General features: G+C 60.3%; 12 protein-coding genes. 9 read left to right on the forward strand and 3 right to left on the reverse strand.

Annotation, left to right across the window (positions count from 1 at the left end):
* Window positions 1-336 precede the first annotated feature (336 nt).
* The 3 genes from OX459_RS18395 to OX459_RS18405 all read left to right on the forward strand — a co-directional run bounded on the left by OX459_RS18395 (window position 337) and on the right by OX459_RS18405 (window position 3,813).
* Entirely contained in the window at window positions 337-1,629 is a 1,293-nt protein-coding gene (locus OX459_RS18395; RefSeq protein WP_289906105.1) for a histidine kinase, read from the forward strand.
* Between the two features lie 68 nt (window positions 1,630-1,697).
* Window positions 1,698-2,456, forward strand: coding sequence for a LytTR family DNA-binding domain-containing protein (locus OX459_RS18400; protein WP_034751497.1), 759 nt, complete (start codon window positions 1,698-1,700; stop codon window positions 2,454-2,456).
* Between the two features lie 166 nt (window positions 2,457-2,622).
* The gene (locus tag OX459_RS18405) at window positions 2,623-3,813 is read left to right on the forward strand and encodes a PAS domain-containing sensor histidine kinase (protein ID WP_099665029.1); all 1,191 of its coding nucleotides are present in this window, start codon (window positions 2,623-2,625) and stop codon (window positions 3,811-3,813) included.
* 46 nt (window positions 3,814-3,859) lie between these two features.
* Here the strand turns inward: OX459_RS18405 and OX459_RS18410 are convergent, their stop codons facing one another.
* The 3 genes from OX459_RS18410 to OX459_RS18420 all read right to left on the reverse strand — a co-directional run bounded on the left by OX459_RS18410 (window position 3,860) and on the right by OX459_RS18420 (window position 6,646).
* Window positions 3,860-4,807: a porin gene (locus tag OX459_RS18410; protein ID WP_046682561.1), complete on the reverse strand. Its 948-nt coding sequence runs from the start codon at window positions 4,805-4,807 to the stop codon at window positions 3,860-3,862.
* Window positions 4,808-4,992: 185 nt separating this feature from the next.
* Entirely contained in the window at window positions 4,993-5,643 is a 651-nt protein-coding gene (locus OX459_RS18415; RefSeq protein ID WP_289906106.1) for a class I SAM-dependent methyltransferase, read from the reverse strand.
* A gap of 61 nt (window positions 5,644-5,704) precedes the next feature.
* Complete coding sequence (locus OX459_RS18420) at window positions 5,705-6,646, reverse strand: CysB family HTH-type transcriptional regulator (protein WP_034751505.1); 942 nt, start codon at window positions 6,644-6,646, stop codon at window positions 5,705-5,707.
* A gap of 160 nt (window positions 6,647-6,806) precedes the next feature.
* On the opposite strand from OX459_RS18420, the gene OX459_RS18425 reads away from it, so the two are divergent.
* The 6 genes from OX459_RS18425 to OX459_RS18450 all read left to right on the forward strand — a co-directional run bounded on the left by OX459_RS18425 (window position 6,807) and on the right by OX459_RS18450 (window position 12,898).
* Window positions 6,807-7,580: a sulfite exporter TauE/SafE family protein gene (locus OX459_RS18425; RefSeq protein WP_289906107.1), complete on the forward strand. Its 774-nt coding sequence runs from the start codon at window positions 6,807-6,809 to the stop codon at window positions 7,578-7,580.
* An 82-nt stretch (window positions 7,581-7,662) separates the two neighbouring features.
* Entirely contained in the window at window positions 7,663-9,351 is a 1,689-nt protein-coding gene (locus tag OX459_RS18430; RefSeq protein ID WP_289906108.1) for a nitrite/sulfite reductase, read from the forward strand.
* Complete coding sequence (locus tag OX459_RS18435; RefSeq protein WP_289906109.1) at window positions 9,344-9,904, forward strand: DUF934 domain-containing protein; 561 nt, start codon at window positions 9,344-9,346, stop codon at window positions 9,902-9,904. Before OX459_RS18430 ends, OX459_RS18435 begins: the two co-directional genes overlap by 8 nt.
* 9 nt (window positions 9,905-9,913) lie before the next feature.
* A complete protein-coding gene (locus OX459_RS18440) occupies window positions 9,914-10,630 on the forward strand; it encodes a phosphoadenylyl-sulfate reductase (RefSeq protein ID WP_289906110.1) in 717 nt (238 codons plus the stop codon).
* 40 nt (window positions 10,631-10,670) lie between these two features.
* Window positions 10,671-11,582, forward strand: a complete 912-nt coding sequence (gene cysD / locus OX459_RS18445; RefSeq protein ID WP_034782216.1) for a sulfate adenylyltransferase subunit CysD — start codon at window positions 10,671-10,673, stop codon at window positions 11,580-11,582.
* Window positions 11,582-12,898, forward strand: coding sequence for a GTP-binding protein (locus OX459_RS18450; RefSeq protein WP_251350055.1), 1,317 nt, complete (start codon window positions 11,582-11,584; stop codon window positions 12,896-12,898). Before cysD ends, OX459_RS18450 begins: the two co-directional genes overlap by 1 nt.
* Window position 12,899: the final 1 nt, after the last annotated feature.

Genomic DNA, 12,899 nt, shown 5'->3' on the forward strand with positions numbered 1-12,899 from the left:
TTGTGTTTGTCAGCTGCGAAGAAGGAAGAGTATGAAGCAATTTGCTACGTCCGTCAACTCCTTCTTTTTCTCGTCTCACTCGGCATTTGCATGCGTCGTTCAGCGAGGGGGCGAATTATAGCCGTGCCCTGCACTCTCCGCAAGGGCTATTTCCCCGCCCTCACGGTCCAGCAAGCCTTGTCTTCACTTCAAGCGCCTTTTTGTGCAGCCTGTCGCAATCGGCTGGTGTAGTTCGTGGTCTTTAGGCACAGTGGCAACATCAGACTCTGACGCGGCTCAACAAGAGGTTAAACTTGCCCGCTGCGTCGATTAACTCTTGTACTTGAAAGTGCCCCCATGCTTCCGATTTCCAGCCTGCCCCAATTGTTGAAAACCATCCTCGCTTGGTTGCAACGGGCATTCGACGCGACGACGACCTGGGTCACCCAACTGTCTTGGTGGAAATTCTTCCTGTTCGCCGCGCTGGCCCTGATCGCCGGGTCCATTTTGCAAGATGAGCTGTTCTCGTCCAGCCAGAACGAAGAAGTGGTTATCAAGTCGCACAAGCGCAGCAGCAAGGGTTCGGGTGAAACCAATATCCTGATCGACGATACGGGCATCCATTTCAATCCCCGCAACAGCAAGAACCGGCGCAGCAGCACGACGGATGCGGCCAGCGAGCCGGCAGATGCCGCCGAGGCGGACGAACACGCAAACGCCGTGCCGCCGGCGCCGCCGGAACCGCCGGCCGCCCCCGCCAAGCCCAGCTATCCCGTAACAACGAATGCCTCGGGAGAAGAAGTCCATATTGAACTGCCGCCGCAAATCGGTGAAGAGTTGTCGAATGCCATCGAAGAAGCCGTCGATGATGCGGCAGAACAAAAAGTGTCGCGCTATCACCAGCAAGCATCGACCTGGTTCAAGAGCTTTGTGTCCTTGCTGGTATTGGCCCTGTTCGCCATGAAGGCCTTGGTCGGCGGCAAGAAACGTGCGGAAGCGGAAACCGTCACGGCAAACGAGGCAGCCGAGCGCGAATCCATGCAGCGCCAGCTCAGCGAAGCGAAGATGCAGATGATGCAAGCCCAGGTCGAGCCGCATTTCCTGTTCAACACGCTTGCTTCCGTCGAACACCTGATCCAGGTTGACCCGCCGCGCGCGGCCAAGATGCAGCGCAGCCTGATCCAGTATCTGCGCGCCGTGCTGCCGCAAATGCGCGACAACGCCCTGATTACCAACCTGGGCCGTGAAGCGGACATGGTGCAAGCGTACTTGAACCTGCTGAAAATGCGCATGGAAGAACGCCTGACCGTCGACTTCCAGATTCCCGACGGCCTGCGCAGCGCCGCCTTCCCGCCCATGATGCTGCAATCGATGGTGGAAAATGCCATCAAGCACGGCCTGGAAGTCAAACCGGAAGGCGGCACCCTGCGCATCGTGGCCGAAGTGGCGCACAGCAAGCTGCGCGTGACGGTGACCGATGACGGCCTGGGCTTTGGCGTGGTGCCCAGCGATGGCACGGGACTGGGTTTGCCCACCATCCGCGAGCGCCTGAAGCTGTTGCATGGCGACCAGGGCAGCCTGACCATTACGCCAAATCAACCGTCCGGCGTGTGCGCCGTGATCGAAGTGCCATATCAATTGTCCAAATAAGACAGAGTAGTTGATAAAAACGCTAAATCATTGAATAATCAATCTTCGCCTGTTCACACTTGAGACCTATGCCTACCGCTATTATTGCCGACGACGAAAGACTGATGCGCGACCAGCTGCGCCTGCGCCTGGGCCAAGCCTGGCCTGAACTGGAAATCATCGGCGAAGCCAAGAATGGCGACGAAGCGATCGAACTGGTGGAACAACTCAAACCGGATTTTGCCTTCCTCGATATCCGCATGCCGGGAAAGACAGGCATGGAAGCGGCGCAAGTGATCGGCAGCAAGACGCATATCGTCTTCGTCACGGCCTACGATAGCCACGCCGTCGAAGCCTTCGAGCGGGGCGCCGTCGACTACGTGCTCAAGCCGCCCGAGCATGAGCGCTTGCTGGTCACTGTGGAGCGCCTGAAAACGCACTTGAACAAGCCGGCCCTGGACGTCAACAGCAGCGTCACAGCCATGCTGTCGCAGCTGGCGGAAAAAATCACGGCCAAGCCCACCTACCTGCAATGGATACAGGCCAGCATCGGCCAGGACTTGCGCATGATCCCCGTGGAAGAGATCCTGTTCTTCCGTTCTGACGAGAAATACACCTGCGTGCAGACCGCCAAGTACGAGGCGCTGATCCGCAAGCCCGTGCGCGACCTGGCCGAAGAGCTCGATCCTTCGCTGTTCTGGCAAATCCACCGCGCCACCCTGGTCAACGTGAATGCCATCGAGGGCGTGACGCGCGACATCCGCGGCCGCCACCTGGTACTCATCAAAGGCAAGTCCGACAAGCTCGAAGTGAGCCGCAGCTTCTTGCACCTGTTCAAGCAAATGTAAGTCTCCCACCGCCGCCCGGCCCAGGCCGGCGCGGCGCGCCCCCCCCTCTTCTTTCCCCTTCCTGCGCCACATCAAGCCACGCCGCGCCAACAGGCATAGGCTATATCAAGTCCTGTCCGCCACTCCTGTCTTGCCTGCCTTCGTTCACGTTCGCAAGGAGAACCCCATGCCTGACCGAGGCAGTTCGACACTGCTGCGCATCCTGCCGCTAGGCATGGCGGCGATGCTTTTGCTGTGCTTGTTTCCTCCACTGAAAGCCCGCCGGCAGCGGCAGGCGCGTGGCCAGGCCATCATCGACAGCGCCAGCGACGCCTTCATCAGCATCGACAGCGGGCAAATCATCCTGCATGCGAACGCGGCAGCAGCCAGATTGTTCGACGACACGCCGGCCGGCATGCGCGGCATGCGCCTGGGCCACTACATCCTGCGCGACTTGCGCACCCTGGGCGGCCTGGGCAAGCACGATGGCGATCCGCCGTTTGGCGACATCAGCCAGGAGCTGCGCCTGACGGGCCGGCGCGCCACCGATTACACGCTGACGGGACGGCGCAGCGATGGCCTCATGTTTCCCCTCGAAGGCTCGCTCTCGGCCATGCAGGAAGACGGCCATAGCGTGTTTACCATCATCGTGCGCGACATCAGCGCGCGCCAGCAGATGCATGAACAGCTGGCCCGCTCCTTCTCGCAACTGCGCGAATTGTCGAGCGCGCTGCAATCCATCCGCGAAGAGGAGCGCAAGCATATCGCGCGTGAATTGCATGATGACCTGGGGCAATTGCTTGCCACCTTGCGCGTCGACCTGACCCTGGTGCGCCAGCACACGGACACCACCGAGTCCCTGCAAGCGCTGCTGCACAGCATGGATGGCTTGCTGGTGACGGCCATCACCTCGTTGCGGCGCATCGCCAGCAACCTGCGTCCGCGCGCGCTCGATGAAGGGGGATTGTATTTTGCGCTGCAAAAACTGCGCCACGACTTCCTGCTGCGCCGCGCCATCCATTTCGACTTGCTGGCCGACGAGGCCGATCTCGTGCTCGACGATGCGCGCAGCACGGCCATCTACCGCATCGTGCAGGAAGCGCTGACGAATATCGCGCGCCATGCCGAGGCCAGCCACATCACCATCGCCCTGCACCGCATCGATTCCTCGCTGGCCATCACCATCCAGGACGACGGCCGCGGGATTGCCGAACACGACCTGGAAAAAGCCACGGCCCTGGGCTTGCTGGGCATGCGCGAACGGGTGTGGGGATTGAACGGCAGCATCCATATCGGCGCCGACAGCGAGCTGGGCGGCACGCGCATCGAAATCTCGCTGCCCATGCATGCGGAGGCGGCAGCGGCGGCGATGCAATAAAAAAGGCGCCCGCAGGCGCCTTTCACTTCGTCACATCGAACGATGCTTAGAATTTGTGTGCCAGGCCGATCTGGTACGAGGTCAGCGACTTCACGCGCTCGCGGCCAGCGTAAGCGTACACGTCGGTGCGCTTCGACAGGTGGTAGTCGTAGCCGACGCCGAATTCCTTGATGGTGTCCTGATCCTTGAACTTGTTGTTACTTTGCTCTTGCTTGCCATACGACACTTTGGCATCGCCGCCGCCAACCGTGTAGTTCAGGCCGATCAGGTAGGACTTGAATTCGCCAGTCGTGGCTACCTTGGTGTCGCCTTTCGAGTAGGCGGCCGTGATCTTGGCCGGGCCGAATTTATAGCCGCCACCGATGGACCACAGGTCAGGCTTGGCGGCCGTTGCCGTTGCTTGCACGGCTTTTTCGTAGCCGGCGTGCAAGCTGATCGGGCCGTTGTCGTAGGTTGCCAGGCCAATCACGCCTGCGTCAGCGCTGTTGACTTCGCTCAACACGTATTGCAGGCTGCCCACGAAACCTTCAAAGCTTGGGCTGTTGTAGGTCACTGCATTGTTGACGCGCGACGAACCGACGCCCGAACGCAGCAAGGTTTCATTGTTCTTGCCGACCACGCCGTAGGTGTTGAACGGATCGACGCGGGCGATGGTGCCATCGACCAGATTCTTGGTGCGGCCCAGGATGGCGGTACCAAACGCGCCTTTCAAGCCCACATACGCTTGACGGTCGAACAACACGCCTTTTTGCGCGCCGGTGTCGGCCAGGAATTCACTTTCCAGGTTGAAAATTGCGGACAGGCCGCCACCCAGATCTTCCGTACCCTTGAAACCGAGGCGCGACGCGTTGTTTTCGCGTTGTACCGTCGGCTGGCCAGTGGTCTTGGCAATACCGAGGTCAACCAGGCCGTACACGGTGACGTTCGATTGTGCTTGTGCCGTAGCTGCTGCGAAGGTGCCGATGATCAATGCTGCCAGAGTAATTTTTTTCACTTGAGATTCTCTACATTAGGTTGGACAAGAGTGGTGCTGCTTAGCTGCTGAACCGAATCATGCCCACCAAATACTTCAACAATATGACATCGACAAGATGTTGTTTTTTAGCACAACATCTTGTCAGATAAAAACAACAGGCGAAAAAAAACCGCCCGAGGGCGGCTTGTGTTGCCGTGACTGCCTTACTTCAGGCGGCAGCTCAGCAGCCAGTAGTATTCCAGGCGCTTCATGCGGATTTCACGAGCCGAGTGGGCAAACTTCTTGCGCAGGTGGCTATCCGACGGGAAATTCTTCAACACTTCATAGCGCTCGCCTGCCTCCGTCGTGCGGAACTGGTGGGTATTGCCTTCCAGGTCGGTACGCGCGATGACCGTGCTGCTGCCGTCGACATAGGAATTGTCGATCAGCACCAGCAGGATGTCCTTGCCCAGCTTGCTGCGCAATTGCTTCAGGTATTTGTCCTGATCTTCGCGCTTGACGTGCGACCACCAGAAACCGGCAAACACGGCCGTGAACTTGCCCAGCAGATCATCCGGCAGATTGAATGCGTCGAGCTTGGCGAAGGTCACGTTGTCGGGCAAGCCGCGCTGTTGTGCCAGCGCCAGCATTTCATCGTTGATATCGGTGGCCAGCACGGACTCGGCCGACTCGGCGACCACTTCCGTCCAGTAGCCGGTGCCGCAAGCCAGTTCCAGCACGGTGTGGCCTTCCAGCACGTCGGCGACCTTGTCGCGCAACACTTCCAGGTCTTCCTGGCGTTCGGGCTTGTCATAGACGCGCTCGTACTGCTGCGCGATGGTGGCGTAATATTTGGCAAGCTGATCGGTAATCATTGTTTCTTCTCTTCTTAAATAATCTTGGCCAGGCACCTCGCCCGGCCGACTTCATGCATTGTTATAGTTCGTAGTGCTCTTTATCACCGCTCATCGCCTGCTCGATGAGCTTGCGATTCAGGGTCGGCGTCAGCAACTCGATAAAGGTGTAGATATAGCTGCGCAAATACGCTCCCTGCTTGACGGCCACGCGCGACACATTCATGCCGAACAGGTGGCCGACAGGGATGGCGCGCAAGCCTTTGTCGCGCTCGGCATCGAAGGCCATACCCGCTATGATACCAATCCCCATGCCCAACTCGACATAAGTCTTGATCACGTCCGCATCGATGGCCTCCAGCAAGATGTCCGGCTTCAGGCCGCGCAGCACGAAAGCATGGTCGATCTTGTTGCGTCCGGCGAACGCGCTGTCATAGGTAATCAGGGGGAAAGCGGCGATTTCTTCCAGGGTCACGGACTTCGACTTGAGCAGCGGATGGTCGACCGGCACCACCACCACGTGTTCCCATTGATAGCAGGGCAAGGTGATCAAGCCATCGATGGCGGCGATCGATTCCGTGGCGATGGCCAGGTCGGCCTGGTCGCGCTGCACCATTTCGGCGATCTGGCGCGGATTGCCTTGCAGTAACGACAATCTTACCTTCGGGAACTTCAGCATGAAGGCTTGCACCACCTTGGGCAAGGTGTAGCGCGCCTGCGTATGCGTGGTGGCAATGGTAAAGCTGCCGCTGTCCTGCGCCGCGAATTCCTTGCCGATGCGCTTCATGCTGTCGATTTCCTGCATGATCAGCTCGACCGATTCCAGCACCAGGCGGCCCGGCTCCGTCAAGCCGCGGATGCGCTTGCCGTGGCGCGTAAAAATATCCACGCCCAGTTCTTCCTCCAGCTCGATGATGGCTTTCGATACGCCCGGTTGCGACGTAAACAATGCCTTGGCGGCGTCCGTCAGGTTGTAATTCTGCCGGACCGCTTCGCGCACGAAGCGCAGTTGATGGAGATTCATTGCTGGTTTGCCCTAGATTGCCGTGATTTGCCGAGTTTCCGCCCCACCCATGATTTTGCGTTCATGCATATACGCATATCGCATATAAGCAAATGCGTACTTAGTAGTTTGGATTAAACGCCAAGTTTATTACTATTGCGGGTACTTTGGGGGTGAAAGCATGACTTTGTCTTATATAGTCTCAGGATTTGCCGTAGGATTACTCGTAGGAATGACCGGCGTGGGCGGCGGTTCGCTGATGACGCCGCTGCTAACCTTGCTGTTTGGCGTGCCGCCTTCCGTGGCCGTGGGTACCGACCTGGCCTTCGCCTCGATCACCAAGAGCGCCGGCACGCTGACGCACCGCCTGCGCGGCACCATCCGCTGGGATATCGTCAAGCGCCTGTGCATCGGCGCCCTGCCCGCCGCCGTCGTCTCGACCCTGGCGCTGAAATCGTTCGGCACCCTGTCGCCGGAAATCGGCCAGATTATCCGTTACTCGATCGCCGGCTCCGTACTGCTGACCGTCGTGGCGCTGATCTTCAAGGGCCGCATGCTGGCTTGGATCAATGCACACCCCGAGAAACAATTACAAGGCAACAAGCTTGCCGCCGCGACCATTATTTCCGGCGCCGTCCTGGGCGTGCTGGTGACGGTGTCGTCGATCGGCGCCGGCGCCATCGGCGCCACCTTGCTGGTGATGCTGTATCCACGCATGAGCTCGGCCGAAGTGGCCGGCACCGATATCGCCTACGCCGTACCCCTGACGGCCATCGCCGCCCTCGGTCACTGGTGGCTCGGCTCCATCCACTGGGAATTGCTGGCCTCCTTGCTGGTCGGCTCCCTGCCCGGCATCACGCTCGGTTCCTGGGTCGCCCGCTCCGTGCCGGAAAAGTTTTTAAGAGTGCTGCTGGCGATGACCTTGACCGGCGTGGCAGTGAAGCTAATCTATTAATTGACCGACCATGTAACACGAACAGTATCAAGAACATAATCCCAGGCAATCTTCCAGCACCCCGGCTTTTTTAGGAATTGATATGTACCATTACGATCAGTACGACCACCTCATCATCAAAGAACGCATCGCCCAGTACCGAGACCAGGTTGCGCGCCGTATCGCCAATGAACTGACGGAAGAGGAATTCATTCCGCTGCGCCTGCAAAACGGCCTGTACATGCAGCGCCATGCCTACATGCTGCGCATCGCCGTGCCGTACGGCTTGCTGTCGTCGAAGCAGATGCGCATGTTCGCGCACATCGCGCGCAAGTACGACCGCGGCTATGGCCACTTCACCACGCGCCAGAACATCCAGTTCAACTGGATTGAGCTGGAGCAAACGCCCGATATCCTGACCGACCTGGCATCCGTGGAAATGCACGCGATCCAGACCTCGGGCAACTGTATCCGTAATACAACATCCGACCCGTTCGCCGGCGTCGCGGCCGATGAAATCATCGATCCGCGCCCGTACGCGGAAGTCTTGCGCCAGTGGAGCACCTTCCACCCCGAGTTCATCGCCCTGCCGCGCAAGTTCAAGGTCGCCATCAATGGCGCCGAAGAAGACCGCGCCGCCATCGCCGTGCACGATATCGGCTTGACGGCCGTGCGCAATGCGGCCGGCGAAGTGGGCTTCAAGGTCATGGCCGGCGGCGGCATGGGCCGTACGCCCATCCTGGGCAGTGTCGTGCGCGAGTTCCTGCCGTGGCAGCATTTGCTGACCTACATCCAGGCCATCATGCGCGTGTACAACCTGCACGGCCGCCGCGACAACAAATACAAGGCGCGCATCAAGATTTTGTTGAAAGCCATCGGCGTGGAGGAATTCACGCGCCAGGTGGAAGCGGAGTGGGTCGATCTGAAGGATGGCCCGGAAACCTTGAGCGCCGAGGAAATGCAGCGCGTGGCGGACTTCTTCAATCCGCCCGCCTACCTGGCCCTGCCGGAACTCGACTACAAGGCCGAACACGCGGACAACAAGGCGTATGTGAACTGGCTGGCGCGCAACGTCAAGCCGCACCAGCGCCCCGGCTACGTGGCCGTGGTACTGTCCCTGAAGAAGACCGGCGTGCCGCCGGGCGACGCGACGGCCGAGCAGATCGACTTCGTGGCCGACCTGGCCGACCGCTACAGCTTTGGCGAACTGCGCGTGACGCACGAGCAAAACCTGGTGCTGGCCGACGTGGAGCAATCGAAACTCTTTGCACTGTGGCAAGAAGCCAAGGCGCACGGCCTGGCCACGCCGAACATCGGTTTGCTGACGGACATGATCTGCTGCCCCGGCGGCGACTTTTGCTCACTGGCCAACGCCAAGTCCTTGCCGATCGCGGCCGCCATTGCGGAACGCTTCGACAGCATCGACTTCCAGCACGACATCGGCGAGATCGAACTGAACATTTCCGGCTGCATCAATGCCTGCGGCCACCACCACGTGGGCAGCATCGGCATCCTGGGCGTCGACAAGGATGGCAGCGAATGGTATCAAGTGTCGATCGGCGGCGCGCAAGGCAACAACGCGGCCATCGGCAAGATCATCGGACCATCGTTCTCTTCCCTGCAGATGCCTGAAGTCATCGGCCGCCTGCTGCACGTCTACGTGCGCGACCGCCATGAAGGCGAGCGCTTCGTCGATACGGCCCAGCGCCTGGGCCTGGCGCCGTTCAAGGAACACGTATATGCAACGCCGATCACCGTCGGCAACCTGGTGGGAGAAGACGAATATGTTTGAAGTACGCGAAGAAATCATCAAGAACGCCGCCGTGGTGCCGAATACCTGGGGCTTGCTGCGCCTCGATGAAAACGACGCGCCGGAAACGGTGGTCGTTCCCGCCGGCAAGGTCATCGTGCCGTTGCTCGTTTGGCAAGCCCAGCGCGCAACCCTGGCCGCGCGCCTGCCCGACATCGGCGTGTGGCTGGCCAGCGACGAGCGCCCGGAAGAACTGGCGGCCGACGTGGCGCAACTGCCCGTCATCGGCGTGGATTTCCCGAAATTCACGGATGGCCGCGGCTATTCCATCGCCTTCAACCTGCGCGCCCGCCTGGGTTTCCAAGGGGAATTGCGCGCCATCGGCGACGTGTTGCGCGACCAGCTGTTTTCCATGCACCGCGTCGGCTTCGATGCGTATGCGACGCGCCCGGACCGCAGTATCCATGACGCGCTGAAAGGTTTGTCTGTCTTTTCGGAAACCTACCAGGCGTCGTGGGATCAAAAATCGCCGCTGTTCCGCCGCCACCAGCGCGAAGGCCAGAATCCTGACCTCGACAACGCGGCCGGCATCTGAGGGCCAATCATGAGCGATCTGACTTCTTTGATACACGCCACCGAGCAAACGCTGACACGCATCGCCGCGGATTTTTCGCCGGCCGTGTTCGCGTCCAGCCTGGCAGCCGAAGACATGGTGCTGACCGACATGATTCTCAAGGCGAAGCTGCCCATCGGCATCTTTTCCCTGGAAACGGGCCGGCTGCACCAGGAAACCCTGGCCGTGCTCGACAAGGTCAAGGCCCGCTACGCGCACGACATCACCCTGTACCGCCCGCAGCCGGAAGCCGTGGCTGCCTACGTGGAACAGAATGGCCTGAACGCGTTCTACAATAGTGTCGAGATGCGCCGCGAATGCTGCCGCATCCGCAAGGTCGAACCGCTGGGCCGCGCCCTGGCCGGCAACAAGGCCTGGGTGACGGGCCAACGCCGCGCCCAGTCCACCACGCGCGCCGAATTGCACGTGCAGGAAGAGGACGCCGCGCATGCGATGACGAAATTCAATCCGCTGGCCGACTGGTCGGAAGAAGACGTGTGGGCCTATATCCGCGCCAACGACGTGCCGTACAACGCGCTGCACGACCAGGGCTACCCGTCGATCGGCTGCGAACCGTGCACGCGGGCCGTGCAGCCTGGCGAGGATGTGCGCGCCGGACGCTGGTGGTGGGAAAATCCGGATTCCAAGGAATGCGGCCTGCACATGGTGGACGGCAAATTGATACGCATCAAATCCGTGGCAGCTTGATCAGACACAACAGATACAGCAGAACAAGAAAGCACCCTATATGAGCAATATTTTGAACCAGCGTCACCTCGACAGCCTTGAATCGGAAGCCATCCACATCATGCGCGAAGTGGCGGCCGAATCGGCCAACCCTGCGCTGCTGTTTTCCGGCGGCAAGGATTCCGTCGTCCTGTTGCGCCTGGCCGAGAAAGCCTTCCGCCCAGGCAAGTTCCCGTTTCCCCTCGTGCATATCGACACGGGCCACAACTTCCCGGAAGTCATCACTTTCCGCGACAAGAAGGTGGCGGAACTGGGCGAGCGCCTGATTGTCGGCTCCGTGGAAGACTCGATCAAGCGCGGCACCGTGCGCCTGCGCAACCCGGCCACGGATTCGCGCAATGCGGCGCAAGCCGTGACCTTGCTGGAAACCATCGCCGAACACGGTTTTGACGCCTGCATCGGCGGCGCCCGCCGCGACGAGGAAAAGGCCCGCGCCAAGGAACGCATCTTTTCCTTCCGCGACGAATTCGGCGCCTGGGATCCGAAAGCCCAGCGTCCGGAACTGTGGGACCTGTATAACACCCGCGTGCATCCCGGTGAAAACATGCGCGTCTTCCCCATCTCGAACTGGACCGAACTTGACGTGTGGCAATACATCGCCCGCGAGCAACTGGAATTGCCGCCGATCTATTTCGCGCACGAGCGCCAGGTGATCCCGCGCAACGGTTTATTGGTGCCGCTGACGGATCTGACGCCGCCGCGCGAAGGCGAAACGGTGGAAACGCAGGTCGTGCGCTTCCGCACGGTGGGCGATATTTCGTGCACCTGCCCCGTGTCATCCGATGCGGCGACGGTCGACGCCATCATCGCCGAAACGGCAATCACGCAAATCACGGAGCGGGGCGCCACCCGCATGGATGACCAGACGTCCGAAGCCTCGATGGAAAAACGCAAGAAAGCAGGGTATTTCTAATGAACGCAGCAATCCAGAACACCAATCTCACCGACAGCGTCGAACGCGGCATGTTGCGCTTCATCACGGCCGGTTCCGTCGATGACGGCAAGAGCACCCTGATCGGCCGTTTGCTGTTCGACAGCAAGGGCATCTTCGCCGACCAGCTCGACGCCATGTCGCGCTCCAAGCACAAACGCACGGTGGGCGACACGGTCGACCTGTCGCTGCTGACAGACGGCCTGGAAGCGGAACGCGAGCAAGGCATCACCATCGACGTGGCTTACCGTTACTTTGCCACGCCGAAACGCAAATTCATCATCGCCGACACGCCCGGCCACGAGCAATACACGCGCAACATGGTCACCGGCGCATCCACGGCCGACGCCGTCATCATCCTGATCGACGTGTCGAAGGTCAAACTGGGTGACGATGGCAGCGTGGAACTGTTGATCCAGACCAAACGCCATTCGACCATCGCCCATTTGCTGCAGATCGAGCACGTGGTCGTGGCCGTCAACAAGATGGACCTGGTCGACTACGATGAAACGGTCTACAACCGCATCGTCGCCGCCTACCGCGAATTCGCCCAGTCGCTGGGCTTGAAGGACATCACGCCGATCCCCCTGTCCGCCTTGACGGGCGACAACGTCGTCGAACGCGGCGACAAGCTGGGCTGGTACACGGGCCCGACCCTGATCGAACTGCTCGAATCGCTGTCCGTCTACGACGAATCGCACGACACGCCGTTCCGCTTCCCCGTGCAGCTGGTGGCGCGCCACAATGGCCACGAAGCGAACGACTTCCGTGGCTACATGGGCCGCATCGAAGCGGGCAAGGTCAGCATCGGCGACACCCTCGTGGTGCAGCCATCGGGCCAGACGGCCACCGTCAAGGATATCGTCACCCTGGACGGCTCGCTGCCGACGGCCGTCGTGGGCCAGTCCGTGACCTTGCTGCTCAATGAATACCTGGATATCTCGCGCGGCGACTTGCTGGCGAGCAACGATCGCCCTGCCACCCTGCTGAAACAGGTGGTGGCCGACGTGTGCTGGCTGTCGGAAGATGCACTGGACCTGCGCCGCAAATACTGGATCAAGCACGGCACGAAACAGACGGCGGCCAAGGTGACGGCGATCGAATCTATCCTCGACATCAACACGCAGCAGCGCCATCCGGCCGAAGGCTTGAAGCTGAACGACATCGCCCGCATCAGCCTGAACGTGCAGCAGGCGCTGGCGGCCGACGCGTATGCCGATATCCGTGCCACGGGCGCGTTTATCCTGATCGATGAAGTGACCCACCAGACGGTCGCTGCCGGCATGGTTCGGCTCTAAC

The organism is Janthinobacterium sp. SUN026, assembly GCF_030397625.1.
Classification (GTDB): domain Bacteria; phylum Pseudomonadota; class Gammaproteobacteria; order Burkholderiales; family Burkholderiaceae_D; genus Janthinobacterium; species Janthinobacterium kumbetense.

Bases quoted from the DNA above. Each gene is read 5' to 3' on its own strand.
- cysD (WP_034782216.1), top strand. From the start codon at position 10,671: ATGAGCAATATTTTGAACCAGCGTCACCTCGACAGCCTTGAATCGGAA.
- OX459_RS18395 (WP_289906105.1), top strand. From the start codon at position 337: ATGCTTCCGATTTCCAGCCTGCCCCAATTGTTGAAAACCATCCTCGCT.
- OX459_RS18435 (WP_289906109.1), top strand. From the start codon at position 9,344: ATGTTTGAAGTACGCGAAGAAATCATCAAGAACGCCGCCGTGGTGCCG.
- OX459_RS18420 (WP_034751505.1), bottom strand. From the start codon at position 6,646: ATGAATCTCCATCAACTGCGCTTCGTGCGCGAAGCGGTCCGGCAGAAT.
- OX459_RS18425 (WP_289906107.1), top strand. From the start codon at position 6,807: ATGACTTTGTCTTATATAGTCTCAGGATTTGCCGTAGGATTACTCGTA.
- OX459_RS18415 (WP_289906106.1), bottom strand. From the start codon at position 5,643: ATGATTACCGATCAGCTTGCCAAATATTACGCCACCATCGCGCAGCAG.
- OX459_RS18430 (WP_289906108.1), top strand. From the start codon at position 7,663: ATGTACCATTACGATCAGTACGACCACCTCATCATCAAAGAACGCATC.
- OX459_RS18440 (WP_289906110.1), top strand. From the start codon at position 9,914: ATGAGCGATCTGACTTCTTTGATACACGCCACCGAGCAAACGCTGACA.
- OX459_RS18400 (WP_034751497.1), top strand. From the start codon at position 1,698: ATGCCTACCGCTATTATTGCCGACGACGAAAGACTGATGCGCGACCAG.
- OX459_RS18405 (WP_099665029.1), top strand. From the start codon at position 2,623: ATGCCTGACCGAGGCAGTTCGACACTGCTGCGCATCCTGCCGCTAGGC.
- OX459_RS18450 (WP_251350055.1), top strand. From the start codon at position 11,582: ATGAACGCAGCAATCCAGAACACCAATCTCACCGACAGCGTCGAACGC.